This window comes from Mesorhizobium sp. M1307 (assembly GCF_040318155.1).
Lineage (GTDB): Bacteria > Pseudomonadota > Alphaproteobacteria > Rhizobiales > Rhizobiaceae > Mesorhizobium.
The window spans coordinates 169,184-193,495 of the sequence record NZ_JAMYLR010000006.1; the positions used below are offsets into that span (position 1 = coordinate 169,184).

The window sequence follows — 24,312 nt, forward strand, 5'->3', positions numbered from 1 at the left end:
GCCGGGCATTTTTCATTTGTCTTTTGCTTCATCGCATGGGCGCAAGATTTTAAATCGGTTTAGTGACGTATCCATTTTTGTTTGCACTGCAGCATTTTCGCGCTAATCATGTCCGGCAGTTCCCTTCCCCGCGTCCGGAGCCCTGTCCTTGGCAATCTCGAAGATCCTTGTCGCCAACCGCTCCGAAATAGCCATCCGCGTCTTCCGCGCGGCAAACGAGCTCGGCCTCAAAACCGTGGCGATCTGGGCAGAGGAGGACAAATACTCCCTGCATCGCTTCAAGGCCGACGAAAGCTACCAGGTCGGGCGCGGGCCGCATTTGGCCAGGGATATGGGGCCGATCGAAAGCTATCTGTCGATCGAGGAGGTTATCCGCGTCGCCAGGCTATCGGGCGCCGATGCCATACATCCAGGGTACGGCCTGCTGTCGGAAAGCCCGGAATTCGCCGAAGCCTGCGCCAAGGCCGGCATCATCTTCATCGGGCCAAAGCCGGATACGATGCGCAGGCTGGGCAACAAGGTCGCCGCCCGCAATCTCGCAATCGAAGTCGGTGTGCCGGTAATTCCCGCTACCGATCCCTTGCCGGATGACATGGCGGCGGTGAAAGAACTCGCCAAGACGATCGGCTACCCGGTGATGCTCAAGGCATCCTGGGGCGGCGGCGGCCGCGGCATGCGCGCCATCCGCTCCGAGGCCGATCTCGCGCGCGAGGTGATGGAAGGCAAGCGTGAGGCGAAGGCGGCTTTCGGCAAGGACGAGGTCTATCTCGAAAAGCTGATCGAGCGCGCGCGCCATGTCGAGGTGCAGGTGCTGGGCGACACGCATGGCAACGCCGTGCACCTGTTCGAGCGCGATTGTTCGATCCAGCGCCGCAACCAGAAAGTGGTCGAGCGGGCGCCGGCGCCTTACCTCGAAATGTCACAGCGCGAGGAGCTTTGCGGCTACGCGCTGAGGATCGCGCGCGAGACCAGCTATATCGGCGCCGGCACGGTCGAGTTCCTGCAGGATGCCGATACCGAAAAATTCTATTTCATCGAGGTCAATCCGCGCATCCAGGTCGAGCACACCGTCACCGAACAGGTGACCGGCATCGACATCGTCAAGGCGCAGATCCATATCCTCGACGGCTTTGCCATCGGCACGGCGGAATCGGGCGTGCCGGCGCAGAAGGACATCAGGCTCAACGGTCACGCGCTGCAGTGCCGCATCACCACGGAAGATCCCGAGCATAATTTCATCCCCGACTATGGCCGCATCACCGCCTATCGCGGTGCCACCGGCTTCGGCATCCGCCTTGATGGCGGCACCGCCTATTCGGGCGCGGTCATCACCCGTTTCTACGATCCGCTGCTGGAAAAGGTAACGGCTTGGGCGCCGACGCCGGCCGAGACCATCGCCCGCATGAACCGGGCGCTGCGCGAATTCCGCATCCGCGGCGTGGCGACCAACCTCACGTTCCTCGAGGCGATCATCAATCACCCGAGCTTCGCCGACAATTCCTACACCACCAAGTTCATCGACACGACGCCGGAACTGTTCGCCAGTGTGAAGCGGCAGGACCGCGCGACCAAGCTGCTCAACTACCTTGCCGACGTTTCGGTCAATGGTCATCCCGAGACGCGCGGCCGGCCGCAGCCAAAGGCCGATGCGGCGCCACCGGTGGTGCCATATCTCAACGGTAATGTGCCTCAAGGCAGCAAGCAGAAGCTCGACGTGCTCGGGCCGGAAAAATTCGCCGCGTGGATGCGCGAACAAAAAGAGGTGCTGGTCACCGACACGACAATGCGCGACGGGCATCAATCCCTGCTCGCGACGCGTATGCGCACCTATGACATCGCCGGAATCGCCGGCACCTATGCGCGCGCTCTGCCGCAGCTTCTGTCGCTCGAATGCTGGGGCGGCGCCACATTCGACGTCGCCATGCGCTTTCTCACCGAAGACCCATGGGAGCGGCTGTCGCTGGTGCGCGAGGCAGCACCCAACCTTGTGCTGCAGATGCTCCTGCGCGGTGCCAACGGCGTTGGCTATACCAACTATCCCGACAATGTCGTCCAGCATTTCGTCCGCCAGGCCGCTGCCGGCGGCATCGACCTGTTCCGGGTCTTCGACTGCCTGAACTGGGTCGAGAACATGCGCGTGGCCATGGATGCGGTCGGCGCCGAGGGCAGACTGATCGAAGCGGCGATCTGTTATACCGGCGACATACTCGATCCGGCGCGGGCCAAATACGATCTGAAATACTATGTCGGCCTGGCCAGGGAATTGCAGGCGGCAGGCGCCCATATCATTGCCGTCAAGGACATGGCTGGGCTTCTAAAGCCGAGCGCTGCCCGCGTGCTGTTCAAGGCACTGCGCGAGGCGACGGACCTGCCGATCCACTTCCACACCCACGACACATCCGGCCTGTCGGCGGCAACCGTGCTGGCGGCGGTGGAAAGCGGCGTCGACGCCATCGACGCGGCGATGGATTCGCTGTCGGGCAACACCTCGCAGCCGTGCCTCGGTTCGATCGTGGAGGCGCTGAAGGGCACCGAGCGCGATCCGGGCCTCGACCCGCAGTGGATCAGGAACATCTCGTTCTACTGGGAGGCGGTGCGCAACCAGTATTCAGCCTTCGAAAGCGACCTGAAGGGGCCGGCATCGGAGGTCTATCTGCACGAAATGCCGGGCGGTCAGTTCACCAACCTCAAGGAACAGGCGCGCTCGCTCGGGCTGGAGACACGCTGGCACGAAGTGGCGCAGACCTATCACGACGTCAATCTGATGTTCGGCGACATCGTCAAGGTGACGCCGTCGTCCAAGGTCGTCGGCGACATGGCGCTGATGATGGTGAGCCAGGACCTGACCGTCGCCGACGTCGAGAATCCGGCGAGGGACATCGCCTTCCCGGATTCGGTGGTGTCGATGTTGCGCGGCGATCTCGGCCAGTCGCCGGGCGGCTGGCCAAAGCCATTGCAGAAGAAGGTGCTGAAGGGCGAAAAGCCGATCACGATGCGGCCGGGTTCGCTGCTCAAACCGGCGGACCTCAAGGCCAGTCGCACGGAGGTCGAGGAAAAGCTCGAGCGCAAGCTCAGTGAGTTCGAGTTCGCGTCGTGGCTGATGTATCCGAAGGTGTTTTCCGATTTTGCCGCCGCGCAGGAGACCTACGGGCCGGTCAGCGTGCTGCCGACGCCGACCTATTTCTACGGCATGAAGCCGGAAGACGAGATTTTCGTCGACATCGAAAAAGGCAAGACGCTGGTGGTGCGCTGCCTTGCCATCGGCGATGTCGACGAAAAGGGCATGGTCACCGTGTTCTTCGAGCTCAACGGGCAGCCGCGCCGGGTGAAGGTGCCGGACCGGGCGCATGGCGCGTCCGCCGCCAAAGCACGGCGCAAGGCGGAGCCGGGCAATGAGGCGCATGTCGGCGCGCCGATGCCTGGCGTCGTCTCGGCGCTTGCGGTCGCTGCCGGCCAGGCGGTGAAGGCCGGCGACGTGCTGCTGTCGATCGAAGCGATGAAGATGGAAACGGCGTTGCATGCCGAACGCGACGGCACCATAGCCGAGGTGCTGGTCAAGGCCGGCGACCAGATCGATGCCAAGGATCTGCTGATCGCGTTCGGGTGAAATAGGCCGGCGTCAGAGAGACTTGTCGGCGCCTGGCAGCAGCCCTTCATGCCGCATCGATAGTACCTTGACCCGCCGCGCCCGGTCGGGCATCGAACCGCTGCAATTCGCCGCTCGGGTCACCCCGAGTCGCGGCGAGAAACGACGCGGAGAGAAGACTATGGCCGACGACATCACCGAGACCAGCCAGACTGTTGCCGCCGGCCAGCTGCGCGCCTTCATCGAACGCATCGAGCGGCTCGAGGAAGAGAAAAAGACGATTGCCGACGACATCAAGGAAGTGTTCGCAGAGGCCAAGGGCACCGGCTTCGACACCAAGGCGATGCGGTCGATCATCCGGCTGCGCAAGAAGGACCAGGCCGAGCGGCAGGAAGAGGAATCCATTCTCGATCTGTACAAGGCCGCGCTCGGCATGGTGTAAAGGCCGGCCTCGGCGCCGGAGACGATCGCGGGAGAAGCGGTTCTGATCATGGATTCCAGCCATGAGCGAATTCGATTTTGGCGCCCGCCGCGCCTCTGAATTCCGCCAACGCAGCTTCTGGACGCTGTTCGCGGAACGGCATCCGGATGAAAGGGCTCTGCTGGCGAGGCGCGGACCGTGGTTCTGGCAGCGTGGGCTGCCCGATTTCGCATTGGTCGTTTCCATGTACGTCGCGCCTGCGCAGAATCATGTCGGCGTCTTCTTCGGCCGCAACGAGAAGTTCGGTGCCACGCAAGCCTGGTCGCGGTTGAAGCCGGTCCAGCCGGCCATTGAAGACAGGCTGAAGCTCAGGCCAGAACAAAGTTGCGACGGCCTCGGCATCAATTCGATGTGGCGGGTGAATTGTTTTGCCGAGGACAATTGGCCGGCGATGACTGACTGGCTGGTGACGGAAGCCCCACGTTTCGAGCGCGCGATTGCCGAAGTTCTGGGTCAGGAATAAAGCAGGGTTTCCAGACGCAATCCTTGTGGAAGGGTTGCTCTGGTGAGCAGCGAGGGAGCCGGTCGATCGATGACGATCATGTCGCGCGTTGCCGCCTTCTTCCGCTCACGCTGGTTCGGCGGCGTGCCGCTCGATCGGCTGTTCTGGCGCGACCTGGTCGTTGTCGGCACAGCGATCAACGTCGCGTCGTCGGTGGCGGCACTCATTCTGCTCGGGCTGAAGCTGCCGCTTGCGCTCGTCCTGGCGGTGCATTTCGCGCCGGTGCCCCACAATATCTTCCTGACCTTTGCCGTTTGGCGAACTGCCGGAAAATCGAGTGGCGTCATGGCCTCGCTGATGACGCTTGGCGCCACGTTGTGGCTGATCCTGGTGGTTGTGGCCTGACGATCAGGCGGCCGGCTCGAATTTGAGCGCCACGCCGTTGATGCAATAGCGCAGACCGGTCGGCGGCGGACCGTCCTCGAAGACGTGGCCGAGATGGCTGCCGCAGCGAGCGCAATGGCATTCGGTGCGGACCATGCCGTAGCTGCGGTCGACGGTGGTCTCGACCGAGCCCGGCACCGGATCGTTGAAGCTTGGCCAACCGGTGCCGCTCTCGAATTTCAGCTTGGATTCAAACAAGGGCTGGTCGCAGCCGACACAGGAAAAGGTGCCGGCGCGCTTCTCGTGCAGCAGGGCGCAGCTTCCCGGCCGCTCGGTGCCGTGGTTGCGCATCACCGCATATTGCTCGGGCGTCAGCCGGGCGCGCCATTCGGCATCGGTGCGGGTAACGGGGTAGGTGTGGCTGTCCATTTTTTCCTCTTAGCTTATCTCGCTATTTGGGTTGCCTTCCCAACTTCGCCTGAAATAGGCATTTGTTACGGCGTTTGCCCGTATTTCCAACCCTGTTGCAAAGAATTCCTCAGGCGATGGCCGCGAGATAGCGCGCAACCGATGCTGAAAATGCCGCCTTTGCATCTCCGATGACGTTCTGGTTCCACCATGCGCCGTAGATATGGTCGAACGCGAAAGGCTCCAGCGCGGCCTTGATGCCGTGCACTTTCGTCGCGTTGAGCGGGATATAATTCGGATAGCTGTACATGAAGCTGACATGACGGCGGGTCGGCGTCACCTGCAGGATGTCGCCGGCCAGGATGGCATTGCCGCCGTCGCGGTTCCAGTGCAGCACCTGGCCACCGGCAAAGTGGCCGCCGCAGCGGATGAGCGTCAGAGACGGGTTTATGGCGCGCATCTCGCCTTCCCAACTGATGATTGCCGGATGCGGCCGCATGATCCACTGACGATCATCGGCGTGCAGATAAATCGGCACGCCGCCAAACGCCTCGCTCCACTCGACCATTGCCGAATAATAATGGCAGTGCGAAATGGCGATGGCGGCCAGGCCGCCCCGGCGGTTGATCTCGGCCACCGCCTCGTCGCTGACCATCGAGATGCAGTCCCACAGCACATTGCCGTGCGGCGTTTGCGCCAGCAATGCGCGCTGGCCGATAGCAAAGCGCGGCTCGATGCCGAAGGCGAGCACGCCGGCATCATCCTTGATCACGACCCGATGCCCGGCGGCGAGCTCCTCCGGCGTGGTCCAGGCCTGGCCCTCCCAGCGCACATATTGCCGCTCGTCCTCGCAGATCGGGCAATGTCGCGGCGGCGTCGCTATCGCCGCGAACTGGACACCGCATTGCAGGCAAAGGAAACAGGTCGACCGTCCTGTTTTGCGTGGATCCATTCAGTGCTTCCTTGAAAGTTGCTTCGTCGCGGCTTCGAGGCCGGCGAGCGTCAGCGGAAACATTCGGCCGCCAAAGATATCGCGGATCATGGCAATCGAATGGGTATAGCCCCAGTTCTTCGCGTCTTCCGGATTGAGCCAAATGGCGTTCGGCCATTGCTGCAGCAGCCTGCCGAGCCAGACGGCACCGGCCTCCTTGTTCCAATGCTCGACCGAGCCGCCGGGTTGGGCGATCTCATAGGGGCTCATCGAGGCGTCGCCGACGACGATCACCTTGTAGTCGGGGCCATATTTATGGAGGAGATCGAAGGTCGGAATCACCTCGGCATGGCGGCGGCGATTGTCCTTCCACACGCCTTCGTAGAGGCAGTTGTGGAAGTAGAAATATTCGAGCTGGCGGAATTCGGCGCGGGCGGCCGAAAACAGCTCCTCGACGCTCCTGACATGGTCGTCCATCGAGCCGCCGACATCGAAGAACATCAGCAGCTTCACGGCGTTGCGACGTTCGGGTTGTGTCTTAACGTCAAGATAACCGTGCTCGGCGGTGGCGTGGACGGTGCCGGGCAGGTCGAATTCCTGTTCGGCGCCTTCGCGCACCCAGCGGCGCAAGCGCTTCAGCGCGACCTTGATGTTGCGGGTGCCGAGTTCGACGGCGTCATCGAAATTCCTGAACTCGCGTTTGTCCCAGACTTTTACCGCGCGGCGGTTGCGGCTTTCGTGCTGGCCGATGCGCACGCCTTCGGGATTGTAGCCATAGGCGCCGAAGGGCGAGGTGCCGCCGGTGCCGATCCATTTCGAACCGCCCTGATGCCGGCCCTTTTGCTCCTCCAACCGCTTCTTCAGCGTCTCCATCAGCTTTCCGAAGCCGCCCAGCGCCTCGACCAGCTTCTTCTCCTCATCGGTCAGGTGCTTTTCGGCGAGCCTCCGCAGCCATTCCTCCGGGATGTTTGCGACATCGACCGGGTTTTTGCCAGCCTGCGCCTCGACACCTTTGAAGATGTGCGAAAAGACCTGGTCGAAGCGGTCGATGTGGCGCTCGTCCTTCACCAGAGCGGCGCGGGCGAGATAGTAAAAGCCCTCGACATCATAGTCGACCAGCCCGGCTTCCAGCCCCTCCAGCAGCGACAGATATTCGCGGAGCGAGACCGGAACCCGCGCTGCCTTCAATTCGAGGAAGAAGGGGATGAACATCTCACCGTCTACAGCAGATCATATTCGATGAAGCCGGTCCTGCGCGCCACGTGGTCGTAGAGCTTGCGTGCGGTGGTGTTGGTCTCGTGGGTCATCCAGTAGACGTTCTTGACACCGATCTTGCCGGCTTCCTGCTTGACCGCTTCGATCAGGGCGGCGCCGACGCCCTTGCCGCGCACATCGGGGTCGGCGAACAGGTCCTGCAGATAACAGTTGTTTATCTCTGACCAGCAGGAGCGATGGTAGAGATAGTGCGTCAGGCCGACGGCCTTGCCGTCGAGGGCGGCGATGAAGCCTTTCGGCTCGAACTCGCCCGCCGTGAACAGCCGCTTCCAGGTGACGGCATAAACCTCTTCCGGCAGCTTGGTTTCGTAAAAGGTGAGGTAGGCGGTCCACAGACACCGCCAATCGGCATGGTCGGATTGCGCCAATGGGCGGACGGTGATCTCGGTCATTTCATTTCCCTCTGAAGTCGGCAACCCGAAGCTGCCTTCACGCCTCGCTGGCGGCAACGGTCCAGCGACGGGAAAGCGCTGTCCGGCGGCTTTCGTCGGCCCCTCACCCCTGCCGTCTCGCCATGAAAGCCAGGCGCTCGAACAGATGCACGTCCTGTTCGTTCTTCAGCAAGGCGCCGTGCAGTTTCGGCAGCGCGTTCTTCGGGTCGGCGCGCAGGTCCTCGGGCGCGATGTCGTCGGCGACCAGCAGGCGGATCCAGTCGAGTGCCTCGGAGGTCGACGGCTTCTTCTTGAGGCCCGGCACGTCACGGATTTCATAGAATTGCGTGAGTGCGGCGCGCACCAGGTTCTGCTTGATGCCGGGATAGTGCACGTCGACGATTTTGTGCAGCGTCTCGACGTCGGGAAAGCGGATGTAGTGGAAGAAGCAGCGGCGCAGGAAGGCGTCCGGCAGCTCTTTTTCGTTGTTGGAGGTGATGATGACGATCGGCCGGACGGTGGCACGGATGGTCTCGCCGGTCTCGTAGACGAAGAACTCCATCCGATCCAGTTCCTGCAACAGATCGTTGGGGAACTCGATATCGGCCTTGTCGATCTCGTCGATCAGAAGCACGACTTTCTTGCCGGCAGCAAAGGCGTCCCACAGCTTGCCGCGCTTGAGGTAATTGCGGATGTCGTTGAAGCGCTCGTCGCCGAGCTGGCTGTCGCGCAGCCGCGAGACGGCATCATATTCATAAAGGCCCTGCTGCGCCCGCGTGGTCGATTTGACATGCCATTCGATCAGATCGAGGCCGAGCGCCGCCGCCACCTGGCGGGCAAGTTCGGTCTTGCCGGTACCGGGAAGCAACGGCCGCTCCAGCGCGATCGCCGCGTTGACCGCCACCATCAGATCCTTGTCGGCAACATAGGCTGCCGTGCCTTCGAAACGCATTTTTGCTCCCGGGTTCATCGCGCGACCCTAAGGACGCGGCCTTCGCGGTGCAAGGCGCTGCTGGTAAAGCGGGGATCTTGCCGGCGCGACCCTCGTCGAGCGGTTCTGCGTCGATTTAAGACTCGAAACATGTCGTCTCTCTGGCGCTTGGTCTGCCGTCTGCCTATATTGGCGGAGACGGTCTGCGCTTCCCGGCAGGAGAACATTTTCCCCGGGGCCTTAATGATCCCTAGGGAGCTGTCCCTGGGAAGACCCGTGGGTTTTCTCATACGGCGCCCACCTACTTTGTAGGTTCCCGGGATCGCTCTCTCCACCGGTTGTGTGGATCGTCACCTATCGAAAAGACCATCTCTGGCGGATCTTGTCGTCGCGCCGCTTTGTGGGGTGCTCTCACGAACGAAAAGTTCGCCCCGCTCCTCCAAAACGTCGCTCGTAAAACTCCATCCAAATCTGACCTTTTCTAACGTCGGCGCATGACATCCCCAAAAGACCTGAAAAAAAATCTCCGCAACCAAGCCCTCGGGCGCCGCGACGCGCTCGATCCTTTCTGGCGGGTGGAGGCAGCACTCGAAATGGCCGAGACGGCGCGCGACCGGATCACGGTCGAGCCGGGCCAGATCGTCTCAGGCTTCTGGCCGATGCGCTCGGAAGTCGACGTCCGGCCGCTGATGTTTGCCTTGCGCGAGAAGGGGGCAAGACTCTGCCTGCCGGCCATTCTGGACAAGACCACCATCGTCTTTCGCGAGCTGGTGCGTGGCGCGCCGATGATCGACATGGGGTTCGGCACCGTCGGGCCGCACGAGGAAGCCGAGGTACTCGACCCCCAGCTCATGCTGGTGCCGCTCGCCGCCTTCGACGCGCGCGGCCACCGCATCGGTTACGGCGCCGGCTATTACGACCGGGCGATCGTGCGGCTGGCCGACAAGGGACAGCAGCCGCGGCTGATCGGCATTGCCTTCGACTGCCAGGAGGTGGCCCTGGTGCCGGACGAGCCGCATGACGTGATCATTCCGGAAATACTCACCGAGAGCGGGTTGCGCCGCTTCGCGCCGAAATTGTAGATAAGTTCCTGGACGCATGGTCTTTTGCGAAAGTCATGCAGCTTTTTGCTTCGCTGACCTTCGGTTCGGGATCACGCTTATATGAGACTTCTCTTCCTCGGCGACATGGTCGGCAAGACAGGACGTACGGCGGTGTGGGAACAACTGCCTGGCCTGATCTCGGATTTCAAGCTCGACTTCGTCATCGTCAATGGCGAGAACGCCGCCGGCGGCTTCGGCATCACCGAGGAGATTTTTCGCGAGACGATCTCGGCCGGCGCCGATGTCGTCACCACCGGCAACCATGTCTGGGACCAGCGCGATGCGCTGATTTTCGCGCCGCGCGAAGAGCGCTTCCTGCGTCCGTCCAATTTCCCCAAGGGTACGCCGGGGCGCGGCTCAGGCGTCTACATCGCCAGGAACGGCGCGCGCGTGCTGGTCGCCAACATCATGGGCCGGGTGTTCATGCATCCCGAGCTCGACGATCCGTTCCAGGCCGGCGAGCGCGAACTTGCCGCTTGCCCGCTTGGCGAGCAGGCCGATGCGATCGTCATCGATTTCCATGCCGAGGCGACCTCGGAAAAAATGTGCTTCGCTCATTTCGTCGACGGCCGGGCCAGCCTTGTGGTCGGCACCCATACGCATCAGCCGACCGGCGATCACCAGATCCTCAATGGCGGCACCGGTTATATTTCCGATGCCGGCATGTGCGGCGATTACGATTCCTCGCTCGGCATGGACAAGGAGGAGCCGCTCAACCGGTTCTTGTCCAAGGTGCCGAAAGGCCGCTTCGAGGCATCGACCGGACCGGCGACATTGTGCGGCGTCGGCGTCGACATTTCCGACCGTAGCGGCCTGACCGAACGGATCGCGCCGTTTCGCCGCGGCCCGCGGCTGGAGGAAACGGCTCCATCCTTCTGGTCGTGACATTGATATAGACGCTTGCAATACCCAATTGCCGGCGAAACTGCTCTAGATCGTAGAGGGGACGACCTCCATGCAGCTAGTCGAATTCCTGGCGCCGCATTTCGCCTTTGTCTCCGACCCGACGGCATGGGTCGCGCTGCTGACGCTGATCGTGCTGGAGGTCGTGCTCGGCATCGATAATCTGATCTTCATCTCGATCCTGACCAACAAATTGCCGGTAGCGCAGCGGGCCCGCGCCCGGCGGCTCGGCATCTCGGCCGCGCTGGTGATGCGGCTGATCCTGCTGGCCACCATCTCGATCATCGTCCAACTGACGACGCCGATATTCACCGCCTTCGGCCACGGGTTTTCATGGCGCGACCTGATCCTGATCGCCGGCGGCCTGTTTCTCGTCTGGAAGGCGACCAAGGAGATCCACCACACGGTCGATCTCGATGATCACCAGGACACCATGATGGGCGAGACATTGCAGCTGTCGCTGGCCGGCGCGATTTTCCAGATATTGCTGCTCGACCTCGTCTTCTCGATCGACTCGATCATCACCGCCGTCGGCATGACCGACGAAATCGCGATCATGTACATCGCGGTGATCGTGGCGGTGAGCGTGATGATGCTGGCGGCCGGGCCGCTGGCCGATTTCATCGCCAGGAACCCCAGCATCGTCATGCTGGCCCTCGGCTTCCTGCTGATGATCGGCACGACGCTGATCGCCGACGGCATGGGTTACCACGTGCCGAAAGGCTACATCTACGCCGCCATGGGTTTTTCGGCACTGGTCGAAGGGCTCAACATGCTGGCGCGGCGGCGGAAGAAGGCAAAGGGCGGGGGCGGGCATTGACTTGACTCTTACAGAATTGTGCGTACAATTTTGTAAATAACGGTGCCGCCATATTGCGATTTGAATGGGATCCCGAGAAGGCCAAGCGCAACCGTGCCAAGCATGGTGTTGAGTTCGATCTCGCCAAAGATGTCTTCAAGGATCCGCTTCATCTGATTGTGCCTGACCGGTTTGAAGATGGCGAGCAAAGGTGGCATGCGATCGGGATGATCCAAGGGCTGGTGGTACTGCTCGTTGTTCACACTTATCCCGATCTCGAAGATGAGGAACGAATTCGGATTGTCGGTGCCCGGAAAGCAACGCCGCATGAAAGGAGGCGCTATGAGCAGGAAGGAACTTAGCCAAGATCAGCGCAACCAGCTCGCCAATTTGGCAGATTTGCCTGACAGCGAAATTGACACGTCCGACATTCCGGAAACTTCGGCCGAGAATTGGGTTCATGCTCGCCGAGGGCACCTCTACCGGCCACTAAAGCAGCCGGTGACCATTCGGCTTGACGCTGATGTGCTGTCCTGGTTCAAGGAGCATGTCGAAGGCGGTGGCTATCAAACGGAGATCAACCGCGTGCTCCGCCGTCATGTGCTAGAGCAGGAAAAGCGGCGTTCCTGAGCATTCGCGGTCTGTTGCCAGCCGATCTTGGCTCGCCGTTGCTTAATTTGCTGGAACGCCCTTCGGATGACGGTCGCCGATCAGGCCGAGCATCACGCCTTGCTCCAGCCACGCCTTGGCGCCGGCGAGCACCAGCGCAAAACCGCCGGTCGAGCCGATCGCCTGCTTGACCTGCTCATCGGGGCTACCGACAAAGCCGAAATTGCGGACCTCGACAAAGGTCGTGCCGCCCGGCATCTCGGTAAATGTCAACACCACCGTGGTCGGCGGATCGCTCCATTGCATGACGATCTTCTTGTTATCGACGATCTCACTGACATTGACCGTCGTCGAGACGCCATACATGCGCCATTCCCAACTGATTTCCTTGCCGCTGTCCAACCTGTCGCTGCCATGGGTGAACCAGAATTTCGTCGTGATCGCCGGATCGACGAAGGCTTCGAATACGTCGGCGACCGGCCGCCTTATCAGCATGCCGGCTTCGGCGGTCGGTGTTTCACGGATTTTCATAGCGTCCTCCTTTCCACGGCGCCGCCCTGTTCACCAGGCATCGGGTTCGCGTACGAGGTGAATGATGTTGGCCGGATTGGTGATCCAGCCGCCGCGAAAGCCTTCACCCAGTGCCTCGATGGCATCGCAGCGCACGACGCCGGCCTCGGCGAGATCCTCCGCAGCGGCCGGAAAATCATCGGTGAACAGTTCCAGCCAGATCTCGGCCTGGCTCATCATCGGCGCCTCGTCGATCCACAGTCGATTGGGACCGAGTTCGAACCCGACGGCCGGCGATTTGGCCGTGAATGGCTTCAGGCCGATGACGTCGCGATAGAAGGCGATCGTTGCCTGGTATTGATGCGGCGGGACCTTCATGGCGATGTTGATGCCGCCGGTGATCTTCGCGGTCATTTGCTGACTCCATTGCCGTGTTCAGGTTCGATTGGCCGGTTCGGTCCAGAACTCGCTATGCCAAATTGATTTGCCAGGAGACTCCGAACCTGTCGTTGAGCCATGCAAACCGGCGGCTGAAACCATAATTGTCCAGCGCCATCAGAAATTTGCCGTCCTTGGCCAGAGCCTCGACAATGTCGTTCAGCTCTGCCTCCGTGGAGCAATTCACATACAGCGAGACCGACGGCGTGAACGTGAAGGCATGGTGCACGGGGCTGTTGTAGACCATCACTTCCAGACCGCTTATGGACACGCGCGCCAGCTTGACCATTCCTTCCGGGCCGTCTTCGCCGGAGCCGTAACGTGTGATGTCAAGGACGCTGCTGTCGGGGATCGTCTCGCAATAGAAGGTCATTGCCTCTTCGGCCTTGCCCTCGAACATCAGAAATGGCGTCACTTGCTTCATCGCAGGCCTCCGTCATCTTGGTGGCTTTTCAGATGTTGTTCTCGTTGGCCGGCTCGCCCTTCATCTCGCTGCGGTAATAGCCGTCGCGCAGATTGATGCCGTATTCGACATAGGCCTTCATGCAGGCCAGCATCTGCGACCAGCCCTCGCAATTGAGGTAGGACTTCTTCAGGCCGACCGCGTCCTCGTGCCAGCCGGTTTCGGCGATGGTGACAAAGGTGCCGCCATCGTCGAGCGGTTCGAAATTCATTTCGATGCGGGTCTTGTAGGTCGGCTTGCCGTCGGCGTCGGTGGCATCCCAGCGCAGCACGATGCGGCTGTCTTTCTTCACCTCGTCGACCTCGACCGGAACCTTGCCCCACCAGATGACGGTGGCGCCCGCCTCCAGCAGTGCGCTGGCGCCGCCGATCGTGGTGAAGTAGCCGCTGAGTTTCTTCGGATTGACGACCGCATCGAAGACTTCGGCGACGGGTTTGCCGATGCGGCCAGAAACCCTGAATCCAAGAGACATATCCACAGCTCCTTCCTTGAATGGCTCAAGGATATGTTATAGAAATATAACATGTCAAGCCAATCGCGAGACGACAATGTTTTCAAGGCGCTGGCGCATCCGCGCCGGCGTGCGTTGCTGGACCGGCTGAAGGATGCGCCGCAGACCACCGGCATGTTGTGCGATGCCTTCCCCGACATGGACCGCTGCACGGTCATGCTGCACCTGAAGGTGCTGGAGGAGGCCGACCTGGTCGTGGCGCGGCGCGAGGGGCGCGAACGCTGGAACCATCTCAACGCGCTGCCGATCAAGCACATCCACGACCGCTGGATCAGTCAATATGCCACGCACGCGATCAGCATCCTCGACCGGCTGAAATCCGATCTTGAGGGATGAAAGGTTTGCCGAAGCCTGCCGATTTTCGGATCTTGAAACCCTTGCGTGCCGGCAGCAATGGCGCGGCTGGACGAATTGAGCCGATTTATCTATAAGCCGGCCATTCCGACAGCGAGCGCCGTCCGTCCGTCAGGGACGCAGCAGGACGTTCTGAAATTTTGAATTCGAGCATTTTGCAAGATGCCGGGTGGTTCACCAGGCGGCAGATGCTCTAGCCGAGAAGATGACAGGGGTGCCATGGCTGGCCATTCACAGTTCAAGAACATCATGCACCGCAAGGGCCGCCAGGATGCGGTGCGGTCGAAAATGTTTTCCAAGTTGGCGCGCGAAATCACCGTCGCCGCCAAGAGCGGCACGCCCGATCCATCGATGAACCCGCGCCTGCGCCTTGCGGTGCAGAACGCCAAGGCGGTGTCGATGCCGAAGGACAATATCCAGCGCGCCATCAACAAGGCGTCGATGGGTGATGCCGAGACCTACGAAGCCGTGCGCTACGAGGGATACGGGCCAGGCGGTGTCGCGCTGATCGTCGAGGCGCTGACCGACAACCGCAACCGCTCGGCGTCGAATGTGCGCGCTGCCTTCACCAAAGCCGGCGGGGCGATGGGCGAGACCGGCTCGGTATCGTTCATGTGGGACCGCGTCGGCGAGATCTACTATCCGGCATCGGCCGGCAGCGCCGAGAAGGTGATGGACGCGGCGATCGAGGCCGGTGCCGACGACGTCCAGTCGGACGAGGAAGGCCACACGATCTACTGCGCTTTCGAGAATCTCGGCGAAGTGTCGAAGGCGCTGGAAGGCGCGCTTGGCGAGGCTGAATCGGTGAAGCCGATCTGGAAGCCTCAGACCAATATCGCGGTCGACGAGGAGCGGGCGCAATCGCTGATGAAGCTAGTTGCGACGCTCGAGGACGACGACGACGTGCAGAGCGTCTACGCCAATTTCGAGGTCGACGAGGAGACCTTGGCGAAGCTCAGCGCGGCATGATCCAAGACACGCTGCCCACCGTCCGCATCACCTATTGCACCCAGTGCCTGTGGCTGCTCAGGGCCGGCTGGATGGCGCAGGAGCTGCTGTCCACCTTCGGTACCGATCTCGGCGAGGTGACGCTGGTGCCCGGCACCGGCGGCATCTTCACCATTTCCTGCAATGACACGCTGGTCTGGGACCGCAAGCGTGACGGCGGTTTTCCCGACGCCGCAAAGCTCAAGCAGCTGGTTCGCGACGTCATCGATCCGGATCGCGATCTCGGCCATGCCGATCGCAAGGGCCATAAGCCAAAAGATCCTGCCTGAAGGCCTTTTACGCTTCCGTCCTGCATTCACCGCCATGCGAAGATGAGGCAGCCCAGCGCCACGATGGCGGAGATGGTGCGGACATGATTCCACATCACCCAGTCCTTGAGATAGGTGGCCCACACGGCGGCGCCGTTGGCGCTTGCCGGATCGACCGCAGCCAGGGCGTTGTTGAGCGGCACGTTGAACATCATCGTCACGATCGGATTGCCGACGACATAGATCAGGGCGCCGGCGAGAAGCCAGAACGAACCCGGTTGGCTCCAGCCGATAAGAGCGCCGGCGGCGAGGACAAGACAGACCAGCCCGGTGCCGAAAAGTGCGGTCATGAATGCCGGCGTGATCACGGTGATGTTGATCGAATTCATGGCGGCGATGCCGCCTGCGGCAGGCAAGCGGGCGAGCGCCGGCATGATAAAGTTGGAGAAGGCGAAGAAAACGCCGCCGACAACGCCTGAGCCAATGGCAGCGACGAAGGTGAGGGTGGGAAGCAGTTTCATGATCATGTCAGTTGCTCCGGTTTCGGGGTTCGAGCAATTTGATTGGCGTGGCGTTTAGAAAATGTGAGCGATCCTCATATTTGCAAAACGTGATAAACCCTCGTATTTTGTCAGTCAAGCCATTTTTCTGGAGACAGTCATGGAAGGCACCGCTGCACCGGGTTCCCGCAATGAGCAGGCCGCATCGCCGCGCCGGGCGCCGAGCCAGCAGCGCAGCCGCGAGCGGGTCGAGCGGATGCTGGCCACCGCCTCGGCGCTGATCGCCGAGCAAGGCAGCGACGCCATGCGCATGGGCGAGGTGGCCGAGAGGGCCGGCGTGTCGATCGGCTCGCTCTACCAGTTCTTCCCCGACAAGCGGGCGCTCATCTGGGCGCTGGCCGAACGCTACACCGCCGAAAGCCAGGCCTGCATTGCCGCGGCACTGGCGGAGGTCAGTGACGCCGACGGCCTGCGCCGGGCATTTTCGGAACTGGTGAATATCTACTACGGAATGTTCCTGGCGGAGCCGGTGATACGCGACATCTGGTCGGGCACGCAGGCCGACAAGGCGCTACGCGAACTCGAGCTTGCCGATAGCCGGGCCAACGCCGAATTCCTTACAGCCGTGCTGAAACGGCTGCGGCCATCCGCCGATCCGGAAGCGCTGGAAACGACGGCGTTTCTCATCTGGCAGATGGGCGAGGCCGCAATGCGGCTGGCGATCTCGGTCGGGCGGCAAGAGGGCGACCGGCTGGTTGCCGCCTACAAGCGGATGGCGCTGCGCGAGCTGGTCGGCGAATAGGGCCGTATTTTCGCAATAAAAAACCCGCCACGAAGGCGGGTTTCTCGATCTGCGAAACGCCAATGCGGCTTAGAGGCCGAAACCTTCGAAACGCTTCTTGAACTTCGACAGGCGGCCACCGCGGTCGAGCAGGGTCTGCTGGCCGCCAGTCCAGGCCGGATGGGTGGTGGGGTCGATATCGAGGTTCATCGTATCGCCTTCCTTGCCCCAGGTCGAACGGGTCATGTATTCGGTGCCGTCGGTCATGACGACCTTGATGGTGTGGTAGTCGGGATGAATATCGTTCTTCATGGGTCTGTTCCTGGCTTGCCGGGTGCTGCCGACGGGCTAAAGCCTGCGTCGATGCGCCCCTTTTTAAAACTCGAAGCCGCAGCTATTGAGGAGCCACGGCTTCTAAAACGGTCGGCGAGCCTATACATCAGCCGGAATTGAATCACAAGGCCGCGGCAAGCGCATATTGATGGCGCAAGCCTCATAGGGCCAAAGGAAACGGTCATGGCGAACATCAGCGGCGATGCAGACGAGCGCAGGCGCTCGCTGAGGCCGCTGCAGCGCCTGTTTCCCTACATTACGCATTACCGCAAAATGGTCATCGGCGCGATCGTCTCGCTGGCCGTCGCGGCGGCGACGACGCTGGCGCTGCCGCTGGCCGTGCGGCGGATGATCGACCACGGTTTTTCCGCTTCCGATTCCAGCTTCATTGCCGAATATTTCGCCATGCTGGTGGTGATGGCCGCCGTTCTGGCGGCGGCGTCGGCCAGCCGCTACTATTTCGTCATCACACTCGGCGAGCGCGTCGTTGCCGATATCCGCCGCGATGTCTTTGCCCACGTCACAACGCTGTCGCCATCCTTTTTCGACACGGCCCAGTCGGGCGAGATCGTCTCGCGGCTCGCCGCCGACACGACACAGGTCAAATCGGCCGTCGGTGCCACCGCCTCGGTGGCTTTGCGCAACGTCATCCTCGGCCTGGGCGCCGTGGCGATGATGGTCTTCACCAGCCCAAAACTGTCCGGCCTGGTCATCGCGGCCATTCCGCTGATCGTGCTGCCGCTGGTCGCCTTCGGCCGCTCGGTGCGGCGCAAGTCACGGCTGGCGCAGGATACTCTGGCCAATGCCACCGCCTACGCCAGCGAGCAGATCGGCGCGGTGCGCACCCTGCAGGCCTTCACCAACGAGAAGCTTGTGACCGGGTATTTTTCGTCCGCCGTGGAAGCAGCGTTCGAAGCGGCGCGGACCTCGATCTTTGCCCGCTCCTTTCTCACCTTCGTCGCCATCTTCATGATCTTTTCCTCGGTCGTGGCGGTGCTGTGGTTCGGTTCGCGCGACGTGCTCGACGGCACGCTGTCGCCGGGCACGCTCGGTCAATTCCTGCTCTATTCGGTGTTCGCCGCCGGCGCGCTCGGCGCCCTGTCGGAGGTCTGGGGCGAACTGTCCCAGGCAGCGGGCGCTGCCGAACGGCTGACCGAGATCCTGGCCGAGAAACCCGCGATCCAGGCGCCCGCCGATCCGAAGCCGCTGCCGGCAAAGGCGAGAGGCGCGATCAGCTTCGACGATGTCTCCTTCTCCTATCCGGCCCGGCCCGACCGCGCCGCCGTTCATGGCCTGAGCTTTCAGGTCAAACCCGGTGAGACGGTGGCGATCGTCGGGCCATCCGGCGCCGGCAAGAGCACGGTGTTTTCGCTGCTTCTGCGCTTCTACGATCCGGAGGCCGGCAGGATCGTCATCGACGGGGTCGATCTGCGCGAGGCCGATCCGGCGGCGATCCGCGCGCGCATCGCCATCGTGCCGCAGGACGTCACCATCTTTGCCGCAAGCGCGCGCGACAATATCGGCTTTGGCCGGCCTGGCGCCAGCCAGGCCGAGATCGAGGCGGCGGCGAAGGACGCGCTTGCCGACGAGTTCATCCTGAAACTCGAAAAGGGCTATGACAGCCAGGTCGGCGAGCGCGGCGTGACGCTGTCGGGCGGCCAGCGCCAGCGCGTGGCGATCGCCCGCGCCATTTTGCGCGATGCGCCCATCCTGCTGCTCGACGAGGCGACCTCGGCGCTAGATGCCGAAAGCGAGACGCTGGTGCAAACGGCGCTGGACCGGCTGATGAAGGGCCGCACCACGATCGTCATCGCCCATCGGCTGGCAACCGTGCTGAAGGCCGATCGCATCCTGGTCATGGATGGCGGCCGCATCGTCGAGGAAGGCACGCATCAGAGCCTGGTCGCCAAGGGCGGCATCTATGCGCGGCTGGCCAAGCTGCAGTTCGATACCGGGGCGAATGCTTTCAGGGGTGCGGCCGAGTAGCATTGCTCCATCCCGATGAAATCGGGATGAGGCTCCATCTTCTTGTTTGACCATGATCTTTTCCGAAAACCGGCATCCACTTTTCGGGATCATGGTACCCAGCGGCGGCCGAGATTCTTCAGCTACCGAAAGCTCGGCGTTTGCCTCGTCGATAGGCGATGAACAGGGGAACGCCGACAAGCAACGATAACAAAAGCATGCTGGCGACGGTCTGTCGCTGCTCCTTTGCCGGATCGCTGAGCTGCACATCGGCAGGCGGCTCTTCATAGGTAAAATCGTACTGCCAGCGAATTTGGTCTGCGAGGTCATCGACGGTTTTCAGATAATCGGCAATCGCCTTGGCCGGTACTTCAGTCGCCAGCGTCTGAAAGTTCCATTCAACTTGAAATTCGGTGGGCGTGTTGGACCAGGATGCCTTGAGAGACAGATAGGGCGTCACGACGTTTTTCATCGACTCGCCGGAAAACCTCGCCTTGAGGTTGCGCACGGTCACCTTGTGGCGGCGGTAGAACTGGGGGCCGAGGGAGACGGGCCCGGTTCGGTCGACGATTGTCGGGGTTGGAAGAGAGTTGTTGCCGAGATCGGCCGCGCGGATCGGGAAATTCTTTGCCAGATCGTTGGCCGTCAGCGCCTCCGCCGGCAAGCGATAACTTTCCTTCACGCTCACTATGTTGCCGTCGCGCCGATCCACGATTTCCGGCTTGGCGATGGTTTGGATGCCCGGATATTGCTTGTTGTAGTATTTCAGGTAGGCGTCCGACACCTCGCTCAGCGACCTGCTGGCGAAATTGCCGCGCATCCAATCGGCATCGGCGTCCTCATATGTCGAGAAGACCGTCAGCACGAGGGGATCGCCCGGTTTCCGCGGAAAGTCGAATTCCTCGGCGATCTGGATCGATGGGCTGGTAAGCACAGGGCTCGGCATCTTCTCCAACCCGCCGGTGCTGGAAAGCGGCAGCGCGAAGCCGTAGTCCGGCTGTGCGAGATTGTGCGCCCTGCCGCCCTGAAGATAGTTCGTGGCGTCCAGCCAATATGTCTTTGCTCCGATCCTTGCCTTGACGATGGCATGGTCGAAATCGCGAAGCGCCGGCAGATGCTGGTCCAGAGCCCGCCCCTCGTCGAGATCGGCCAAGGCGACCTCGGCAGCAATGCCAAGCCGCACAAGCGACGAAACCAGCAGCAGGGCCTTGTCCTTGCAGTCACCGAACCCGCTCAGGATAACCGTCGCGGGATCACGCGGAACGTAGGAACCGGCACCCATCGACAGGCTTACATAGCGGATCTGGTCCTGCACCAACCGCATTGCCTCGACCATCCGGTCTTCGGGCACCGGATGCCGCAGAGCGATGTCGTCGAGCTTTGCGGCAAAAGCCGGGGGAAAAACGGTCGCTGGCTTGTAATAGGGCGCAACGGCATCGACCACACTTTGCCAATTCGCGGTAGACGCGACATCGATGGAGCCCCAGCCTGGATAGGTCACGGGCAGGTTGTCCTCGACATTGACCGGTTTCGGGTTTGGAACTTCCCATAGATAGGTGGTGTCCGGCCCAGTCGGGGAGATTGACGGCTTAAGTCGGGTTCCCCTTGTCTTGATCTGGAGCGGCTGGCCCGAAGGCCAAATGATGCTTGTGCGGATAAGCGCTACCGGCTCTTCCCATTCGGTGGAGAAATTCTTGAAGAAAAGGTCCTTGCCGACCAGCGGCGTTATCTCATAGGTCGACCCGTAGTCGACGATGTCGCCGGCACGCACGTCATCGATGTTGACATGTGCTGTCAGCCAGCCGTCGAAGACGCCTTTCTCGGCGTCTCTTTCCCTGCGGAAGATGTCGAATTCGACGCCTTCCAGCCGGTCCAAAACGGCACCATCGCGGATGATGTGAAGATGGTTGAGCGTGACCTTGTGCCGGGACGGATCGAACTGCAGATCGATACTCGCGCCACGATCCAGGCCGGGACGGTCGACGATTTTATAGACGGTGCGCGAGTACTCGACATAGCCGCCGGCGCGATGCTTGATCTGGTCGTCCGAGAGCAGCCATGAAACGCCATTCTTGATTTGATCCGATCGGGTGGGATCGGCAGCCGGAATATCAAGCTGCTTTACCCAGCTTTCTGCCGGACCCTTGAGAACCATGTCGTCGGACATGGCCGGAGAACTCAGGCCGATCAATAAGATGAAAAATACCAAGCGGAGCCAGAAAGACTTCATCCTATGAAAACTGTAACAGACAGACATCTACGCTCGCCCAACTTGGAAGAACTCCTTTTTCAGAGGCTTTCCCACCAAAGTAAAGGCCAGTTTCGCGGATTTCTGCAGTCACCGCGGCAAGAACCTGGAATAGACGAAGCGGCTCAGTTCCCGTACCGCTTCTTCAGATGGTCAGTGAAATGTGCGGCATCGAGCTTTTCGCCGGTAGCGCGTTCGAGCAGTTCCGGTGTCGACCAGCGCGAGCCTTGCGACCAGATCCTTTTGCGGCGCCAGTCGTTGATCGCCGCGAAATCTCCCTTGGCGAGGTCTTCGTCGGCTGAAGGATGATCCCTGGTCAGCGCCGCCCATTGCTGCGCCGCCATCATGGCGCCGAGCGTGTAGGAGGGGAAATAGCCGAAGGCGGCACCCGGCCAGTGGACGTCCTGCATCGGACCGTCAGCCGGATTGTCTGATGTCGACAGGCCGAGATAATCGCGCATCTTGGCATCCCAGGCTTCGGGCAGGTCGGCTGCTTCCAGCCGTCCCGAGACAAGCTCCTGCTCCAGCTCGTAGCGCAGGATGACGTGCAGCGGATAGGTGACCTCGTCGGCATCGACGCGGATCAGGCCGCGCTCGACCCGGTGCACATGCGGCAGGATGTCGTCGATCGCCCAGCGCTCGCCGAGGTGTCTTTCGACCACCGGCAGCGCCCAGCGCCAGAATTCTGGATTGCGGCCGATCTGCTTTTCGACGAACAGGCTCTGGCTTTCATGCACCGCCATGCCGCGCGCTCTGCCCAGAGGCCAGTGCGCCCACACCTTCGGCAGGTTCTGCTCGTACAGCGCATGGCCGGTCTCGTGCAGCACGCCCATCAGCGCCGACAGGAAATCCGAAGTCTTGTAGCGGGTGGTGATGCGCACGTCGCTCGGCACGCCGCCGCAGAAGGGATGGTGCGAAACCGACAGCGAGCCGTGGGTGAGGTCGAAGCCGACCGCCGCCATCATGGCGAGGCCAAGCTCGCGCTGCTTGTCCAAGGGGTATCTGCCGGAAAGCGGCTTCAGCGGATGTTTCGCCAGCCGCTCTTCCTGCACGGCCAGTGCCTCCGGCACGAAGCCTTTCAGGAAGGTCTTCAACTCGACAAACACAGGCGTGATGTCGGCGGCGCGATTGCCCGGGTCATATTGCTCCATCAGCGCGTCGTAAGGCTCGAGCCCGAGCACCTCGGCGCGAAGGGCCGCCTCCTCGCGGACCAGCGCCACGACGCCTTCGAGCGCCGGTAGGAAACCCGCCCAGTCGTTCTTGGCGCGCAGGTCGCGCCAGAGCTGCTCGGAGCGCATGCGCGCGGTCGTCTGGCGCTCGACGAACTCGACCGGCAGGCAGGTCAGGTTGGTGTATTGCCGGCGGAATTCCCCGACCGCGGCCTGCTGCTCTTCGTTCAGCGCCTCCTGCTCGGCCGCCGCGATCCAGTCGGCAATCTCCGGCGCAGTCGCCCGGGCATGGTGCATGCCGGCAAGCGCCGACATTGCCTCTGCGCGCTTCTCGCCGCCGCCGACCGCCATATGGGTCGCCTCGTCGGCGCCGAGGATGGCGAGGGCGTGTTCCAGCGCTTCGAGCTTGTGACCGAGGTCGTCGAGTTTTTGAAAGGACATTGTGGGTTCCGCTGATTTGACGGCGGGAAAAGATACCAATGCAAAAGCGTTGGCAACCCCGAAGCCGTCCGCGATCGACGCATTGACTGCCGGCTGCAACAGCCGAAAAGCATCTTGTGAAAGCGGTGGCGTGCGTGATCAATGTCGTCCGGCGGCGGCAGACCGCGATGGGGGAGACGAAAAATGATCGCCAACGTGCTGGTCGGGCTGGTAGCCGTGATCCACCTCTGCATCGTCTACCTGGAGATGGTGCTGTAGGACACGCCGCGCGGCCATATGGTATTCAGGCTGACGCCGGAATTCGCCAGGGCCTCGAAAGTGCTTGCTGCCAATCAGGGGCTTTACAACGGCTTTCTCGCAGCCGGCCTGACCTGGGGGCTTTACCTCGGCGAAGCCGGTTTTCAGTAGTCTTCTTCTTGCTCTGCGTCGCCGTCGCCGGCCTTTACGGCGGCAACGGCGGGCCGCAAAATCCTGTTCATCGAGACAGTGCCGGCAGTGCTGGCGCTGATTGCACTGGCGTTGGCTAGCCGCATGATCCCCGAACCGAAAGCTGGAAAAGGATCATGCGCAAAATCCATTGCCACACTGCCGGGCACTGCGGCCGATTTCAGCCGCCTGGATAAGTTGGGCCGTAGCCGTTGGGATAGTATCCGCCATCGGCGCCGTTGCCGATGAGGAAGGCACTGCCGGTGTCAGCGCGCAGCTTTTGGCTGACATCGTCGAGCTGCGCCAGCAACTGCTGATATTGCGTGCTCGGCATGGTTCCATCGCGTGCGGCCCTCTGGGCGGCCCGATCGAGTTGAGCGACCTGCGTGCGCAAGTCGCGCGCCTCGCCCGGCTCGAGCTTGTTCGCCCGGATGGCGCCCTGGATACCCGTCTCCACACTCTGGATCTGATTGATCAAGGCCGTCGCACGCGGGCCGGCGTAAGCGCCAGCAAACGGAACGGCGAGGAGCAGTGTGGCGAGCGTAGCAGTCCTGAGATTCGTGGGAGCGAAGAAGCGCATGGTTGCGTCTCCTTTACTGGGGAAGGCGGTGGTTGGGAGGGTCCTGCCTTCCGGCCGCGGGGCCGTCAGGTTCCGTCGCGTCGCGATGAGCGGTTCCACCGCCGGCGGTTCTCG

28 protein-coding genes, 1 other RNA gene and 1 pseudogene are annotated in these 24,312 nt (G+C 61.9%); 16 read left to right on the top strand and 14 right to left on the bottom strand.

Going from position 1 to position 24,312, the window contains the following annotated elements:
- Nucleotides 1-148 precede the first annotated feature (148 nt).
- The 4 genes from pyc to NKH16_RS10515 all read left to right on the top strand — a co-directional run bounded on the left by pyc (nt 149) and on the right by NKH16_RS10515 (nt 4,914).
- Nucleotides 149-3,607, top strand: coding sequence for a pyruvate carboxylase (gene pyc, locus NKH16_RS10500; protein ID WP_352742945.1), 3,459 nt, complete (start codon nt 149-151; stop codon nt 3,605-3,607).
- 160 nt (nt 3,608-3,767) lie between these two features.
- On the top strand, nt 3,768-4,028 hold the full coding sequence (locus NKH16_RS10505) for a DUF2312 domain-containing protein (RefSeq protein ID WP_023719653.1): 261 nt from the start codon (nt 3,768-3,770) through the stop codon (nt 4,026-4,028).
- 61 nt (nt 4,029-4,089) lie between these two features.
- Nucleotides 4,090-4,530, top strand: coding sequence for a hypothetical protein (locus NKH16_RS10510; RefSeq protein ID WP_352742947.1), 441 nt, complete (start codon nt 4,090-4,092; stop codon nt 4,528-4,530).
- A gap of 69 nt (nt 4,531-4,599) precedes the next feature.
- Nucleotides 4,600-4,914, top strand: a complete 315-nt coding sequence (locus NKH16_RS10515) for a hypothetical protein (protein WP_352742948.1) — start codon at nt 4,600-4,602, stop codon at nt 4,912-4,914.
- A gap of 3 nt (nt 4,915-4,917) precedes the next feature.
- Here the strand turns inward: NKH16_RS10515 and msrB are convergent, their stop codons facing one another.
- From msrB to NKH16_RS10540, 5 genes are all read right to left on the bottom strand, one after another.
- Nucleotides 4,918-5,322 (bottom strand): peptide-methionine (R)-S-oxide reductase MsrB, encoded by a 405-nt coding sequence (msrB, locus tag NKH16_RS10520; RefSeq protein WP_027152870.1) that lies wholly within the window; start codon nt 5,320-5,322, stop codon nt 4,918-4,920.
- 109 nt (nt 5,323-5,431) lie between these two features.
- On the bottom strand, nt 5,432-6,253 hold the full coding sequence (locus tag NKH16_RS10525; protein ID WP_352742950.1) for an MBL fold metallo-hydrolase: 822 nt from the start codon (nt 6,251-6,253) through the stop codon (nt 5,432-5,434).
- Nucleotides 6,254-7,444: a vWA domain-containing protein gene (locus NKH16_RS10530; protein WP_352742952.1), complete on the bottom strand. Its 1,191-nt coding sequence runs from the start codon at nt 7,442-7,444 to the stop codon at nt 6,254-6,256.
- Between the two features lie 8 nt (nt 7,445-7,452).
- Complete coding sequence (locus tag NKH16_RS10535) at nt 7,453-7,899, bottom strand: GNAT family N-acetyltransferase (protein ID WP_352742954.1); 447 nt, start codon at nt 7,897-7,899, stop codon at nt 7,453-7,455.
- Between the two features lie 103 nt (nt 7,900-8,002).
- On the bottom strand, nt 8,003-8,830 hold the full coding sequence (locus tag NKH16_RS10540) for an AAA family ATPase (protein WP_352899229.1): 828 nt from the start codon (nt 8,828-8,830) through the stop codon (nt 8,003-8,005).
- A gap of 176 nt (nt 8,831-9,006) precedes the next feature.
- Here NKH16_RS10540 and ssrS point away from each other — a divergent pair.
- The 6 genes from ssrS (at nt 9,007) to NKH16_RS10570 (ending at nt 12,244) form a co-directional block, all read left to right on the top strand.
- Nucleotides 9,007-9,162: non-coding RNA, 6S RNA (gene ssrS / locus NKH16_RS10545), on the top strand.
- Between the two features lie 141 nt (nt 9,163-9,303).
- Nucleotides 9,304-9,891, top strand: a complete 588-nt coding sequence (locus tag NKH16_RS10550) for a 5-formyltetrahydrofolate cyclo-ligase (RefSeq protein WP_352742958.1) — start codon at nt 9,304-9,306, stop codon at nt 9,889-9,891.
- An 81-nt stretch (nt 9,892-9,972) separates the two neighbouring features.
- Nucleotides 9,973-10,797, top strand: a complete 825-nt coding sequence (locus tag NKH16_RS10555; RefSeq protein ID WP_023678036.1) for a TIGR00282 family metallophosphoesterase — start codon at nt 9,973-9,975, stop codon at nt 10,795-10,797.
- 70 nt (nt 10,798-10,867) lie between these two features.
- Entirely contained in the window at nt 10,868-11,635 is a 768-nt protein-coding gene (locus NKH16_RS10560; protein WP_352450854.1) for a TerC family protein, read from the top strand.
- 53 nt (nt 11,636-11,688) lie between these two features.
- The gene (locus NKH16_RS10565) at nt 11,689-11,976 is read left to right on the top strand and encodes a BrnT family toxin (protein ID WP_352450853.1); all 288 of its coding nucleotides are present in this window, start codon (nt 11,689-11,691) and stop codon (nt 11,974-11,976) included.
- Nucleotides 11,957-12,244, top strand: coding sequence for a BrnA antitoxin family protein (locus tag NKH16_RS10570; protein WP_352450852.1), 288 nt, complete (start codon nt 11,957-11,959; stop codon nt 12,242-12,244). Before NKH16_RS10565 ends, NKH16_RS10570 begins: the two co-directional genes overlap by 20 nt.
- A gap of 42 nt (nt 12,245-12,286) precedes the next feature.
- On the opposite strand, the gene NKH16_RS10575 is transcribed toward NKH16_RS10570, so the two are convergent.
- Genes NKH16_RS10575 through NKH16_RS10590 form a run of 4 tightly spaced genes read right to left on the bottom strand, consistent with a single transcriptional unit; the run spans nt 12,287 to nt 14,106 of the window.
- The gene (locus NKH16_RS10575) at nt 12,287-12,754 is read right to left on the bottom strand and encodes an SRPBCC family protein (RefSeq protein ID WP_352450851.1); all 468 of its coding nucleotides are present in this window, start codon (nt 12,752-12,754) and stop codon (nt 12,287-12,289) included.
- A gap of 30 nt (nt 12,755-12,784) precedes the next feature.
- The gene (locus tag NKH16_RS10580; RefSeq protein WP_352742960.1) at nt 12,785-13,147 is read right to left on the bottom strand and encodes a VOC family protein; all 363 of its coding nucleotides are present in this window, start codon (nt 13,145-13,147) and stop codon (nt 12,785-12,787) included.
- A 55-nt stretch (nt 13,148-13,202) separates the two neighbouring features.
- A complete protein-coding gene (locus NKH16_RS10585) occupies nt 13,203-13,595 on the bottom strand; it encodes a VOC family protein (protein WP_352742962.1) in 393 nt (130 codons plus the stop codon).
- 28 nt (nt 13,596-13,623) lie between these two features.
- Entirely contained in the window at nt 13,624-14,106 is a 483-nt protein-coding gene (locus tag NKH16_RS10590; protein ID WP_352450849.1) for an SRPBCC domain-containing protein, read from the bottom strand.
- 51 nt (nt 14,107-14,157) lie between these two features.
- On the opposite strand from NKH16_RS10590, the gene NKH16_RS10595 reads away from it, so the two are divergent.
- The 3 genes from NKH16_RS10595 to NKH16_RS10605 all read left to right on the top strand — a co-directional run bounded on the left by NKH16_RS10595 (nt 14,158) and on the right by NKH16_RS10605 (nt 15,776).
- Nucleotides 14,158-14,481 (top strand): ArsR/SmtB family transcription factor, encoded by a 324-nt coding sequence (locus NKH16_RS10595; protein WP_023678030.1) that lies wholly within the window; start codon nt 14,158-14,160, stop codon nt 14,479-14,481.
- A gap of 237 nt (nt 14,482-14,718) precedes the next feature.
- On the top strand, nt 14,719-15,468 hold the full coding sequence (locus NKH16_RS10600) for a YebC/PmpR family DNA-binding transcriptional regulator (RefSeq protein WP_023678028.1): 750 nt from the start codon (nt 14,719-14,721) through the stop codon (nt 15,466-15,468).
- Complete coding sequence (locus NKH16_RS10605; protein WP_352450848.1) at nt 15,465-15,776, top strand: Rdx family protein; 312 nt, start codon at nt 15,465-15,467, stop codon at nt 15,774-15,776. The genes NKH16_RS10600 and NKH16_RS10605 overlap by 4 nt, the downstream gene beginning before the upstream one ends.
- Before the next feature lie 26 nt (nt 15,777-15,802).
- Here the strand turns inward: NKH16_RS10605 and NKH16_RS10610 are convergent, their stop codons facing one another.
- A complete protein-coding gene (locus tag NKH16_RS10610; RefSeq protein WP_352874489.1) occupies nt 15,803-16,282 on the bottom strand; it encodes an anthrone oxygenase family protein in 480 nt (159 codons plus the stop codon).
- Nucleotides 16,283-16,415: 133 nt separating this feature from the next.
- Between NKH16_RS10610 and NKH16_RS10615 the strand changes: the two genes are divergently transcribed.
- Nucleotides 16,416-17,057, top strand: a complete 642-nt coding sequence (locus NKH16_RS10615) for a TetR family transcriptional regulator (protein WP_352742965.1) — start codon at nt 16,416-16,418, stop codon at nt 17,055-17,057.
- 69 nt (nt 17,058-17,126) lie between these two features.
- Here NKH16_RS10615 and rpmE read toward each other — a convergent pair whose 3' ends face one another.
- Entirely contained in the window at nt 17,127-17,348 is a 222-nt protein-coding gene (rpmE, locus tag NKH16_RS10620) for a 50S ribosomal protein L31 (protein WP_352450845.1), read from the bottom strand.
- A gap of 204 nt (nt 17,349-17,552) precedes the next feature.
- On the opposite strand from rpmE, the gene NKH16_RS10625 reads away from it, so the two are divergent.
- On the top strand, nt 17,553-19,355 hold the full coding sequence (locus tag NKH16_RS10625; RefSeq protein ID WP_352450844.1) for an ABC transporter transmembrane domain-containing protein: 1,803 nt from the start codon (nt 17,553-17,555) through the stop codon (nt 19,353-19,355).
- Nucleotides 19,356-19,473: 118 nt separating this feature from the next.
- Here the strand turns inward: NKH16_RS10625 and NKH16_RS10630 are convergent, their stop codons facing one another.
- Nucleotides 19,474-21,501: a DUF3857 domain-containing protein gene (locus NKH16_RS10630; RefSeq protein ID WP_352742967.1), complete on the bottom strand. Its 2,028-nt coding sequence runs from the start codon at nt 21,499-21,501 to the stop codon at nt 19,474-19,476.
- Nucleotides 21,502-21,707: 206 nt separating this feature from the next.
- Complete coding sequence (locus tag NKH16_RS10635; RefSeq protein ID WP_352450842.1) at nt 21,708-23,192, bottom strand: carboxypeptidase M32; 1,485 nt, start codon at nt 23,190-23,192, stop codon at nt 21,708-21,710.
- Between the two features lie 183 nt (nt 23,193-23,375).
- Here NKH16_RS10635 and NKH16_RS10640 point away from each other — a divergent pair.
- Nucleotides 23,376-23,714, top strand: a pseudogene (locus NKH16_RS10640) (DUF1304 domain-containing protein); the annotation flags it as partial.
- A gap of 85 nt (nt 23,715-23,799) precedes the next feature.
- On the opposite strand, the gene NKH16_RS10645 reads toward NKH16_RS10640, so the two are convergent.
- Nucleotides 23,800-24,198: a hypothetical protein gene (locus NKH16_RS10645; protein WP_352742969.1), complete on the bottom strand. Its 399-nt coding sequence runs from the start codon at nt 24,196-24,198 to the stop codon at nt 23,800-23,802.
- Nucleotides 24,199-24,312 lie beyond the last annotated feature (114 nt).

Bases quoted from the DNA above. Each gene is read 5' to 3' on its own strand.
- NKH16_RS10505 (WP_023719653.1), top strand. From the start codon at position 3,768: ATGGCCGACGACATCACCGAGACCAGCCAGACTGTTGCCGCCGGCCAG.
- NKH16_RS10510 (WP_352742947.1), top strand. From the start codon at position 4,090: ATGAGCGAATTCGATTTTGGCGCCCGCCGCGCCTCTGAATTCCGCCAA.
- NKH16_RS10515 (WP_352742948.1), top strand. From the start codon at position 4,600: ATGACGATCATGTCGCGCGTTGCCGCCTTCTTCCGCTCACGCTGGTTC.
- msrB (WP_027152870.1), bottom strand. From the start codon at position 5,322: ATGGACAGCCACACCTACCCCGTTACCCGCACCGATGCCGAATGGCGC.
- NKH16_RS10525 (WP_352742950.1), bottom strand. From the start codon at position 6,253: ATGGATCCACGCAAAACAGGACGGTCGACCTGTTTCCTTTGCCTGCAA.
- NKH16_RS10530 (WP_352742952.1), bottom strand. From the start codon at position 7,444: ATGTTCATCCCCTTCTTCCTCGAATTGAAGGCAGCGCGGGTTCCGGTC.
- NKH16_RS10535 (WP_352742954.1), bottom strand. From the start codon at position 7,899: ATGACCGAGATCACCGTCCGCCCATTGGCGCAATCCGACCATGCCGAT.
- NKH16_RS10540 (WP_352899229.1), bottom strand. From the start codon at position 8,830: ATGCGTTTCGAAGGCACGGCAGCCTATGTTGCCGACAAGGATCTGATG.
- NKH16_RS10550 (WP_352742958.1), top strand. From the start codon at position 9,304: ATGACATCCCCAAAAGACCTGAAAAAAAATCTCCGCAACCAAGCCCTC.
- NKH16_RS10555 (WP_023678036.1), top strand. From the start codon at position 9,973: ATGAGACTTCTCTTCCTCGGCGACATGGTCGGCAAGACAGGACGTACG.
- NKH16_RS10560 (WP_352450854.1), top strand. From the start codon at position 10,868: ATGCAGCTAGTCGAATTCCTGGCGCCGCATTTCGCCTTTGTCTCCGAC.
- NKH16_RS10570 (WP_352450852.1), top strand. From the start codon at position 11,957: ATGAGCAGGAAGGAACTTAGCCAAGATCAGCGCAACCAGCTCGCCAAT.
- NKH16_RS10575 (WP_352450851.1), bottom strand. From the start codon at position 12,754: ATGAAAATCCGTGAAACACCGACCGCCGAAGCCGGCATGCTGATAAGG.
- NKH16_RS10580 (WP_352742960.1), bottom strand. From the start codon at position 13,147: ATGACCGCGAAGATCACCGGCGGCATCAACATCGCCATGAAGGTCCCG.
- NKH16_RS10585 (WP_352742962.1), bottom strand. From the start codon at position 13,595: ATGAAGCAAGTGACGCCATTTCTGATGTTCGAGGGCAAGGCCGAAGAG.
- NKH16_RS10590 (WP_352450849.1), bottom strand. From the start codon at position 14,106: ATGTCTCTTGGATTCAGGGTTTCTGGCCGCATCGGCAAACCCGTCGCC.
- NKH16_RS10595 (WP_023678030.1), top strand. From the start codon at position 14,158: ATGTCAAGCCAATCGCGAGACGACAATGTTTTCAAGGCGCTGGCGCAT.
- NKH16_RS10600 (WP_023678028.1), top strand. From the start codon at position 14,719: ATGGCTGGCCATTCACAGTTCAAGAACATCATGCACCGCAAGGGCCGC.
- NKH16_RS10605 (WP_352450848.1), top strand. From the start codon at position 15,465: ATGATCCAAGACACGCTGCCCACCGTCCGCATCACCTATTGCACCCAG.
- NKH16_RS10610 (WP_352874489.1), bottom strand. From the start codon at position 16,282: ATGATCATGAAACTGCTTCCCACCCTCACCTTCGTCGCTGCCATTGGC.
- NKH16_RS10615 (WP_352742965.1), top strand. From the start codon at position 16,416: ATGGAAGGCACCGCTGCACCGGGTTCCCGCAATGAGCAGGCCGCATCG.
- rpmE (WP_352450845.1), bottom strand. From the start codon at position 17,348: ATGAAGAACGATATTCATCCCGACTACCACACCATCAAGGTCGTCATG.
- NKH16_RS10625 (WP_352450844.1), top strand. From the start codon at position 17,553: ATGGCGAACATCAGCGGCGATGCAGACGAGCGCAGGCGCTCGCTGAGG.
- NKH16_RS10630 (WP_352742967.1), bottom strand. From the start codon at position 21,501: ATGTCCGACGACATGGTTCTCAAGGGTCCGGCAGAAAGCTGGGTAAAG.
- NKH16_RS10635 (WP_352450842.1), bottom strand. From the start codon at position 23,192: ATGTCCTTTCAAAAACTCGACGACCTCGGTCACAAGCTCGAAGCGCTG.
- NKH16_RS10645 (WP_352742969.1), bottom strand. From the start codon at position 24,198: ATGCGCTTCTTCGCTCCCACGAATCTCAGGACTGCTACGCTCGCCACA.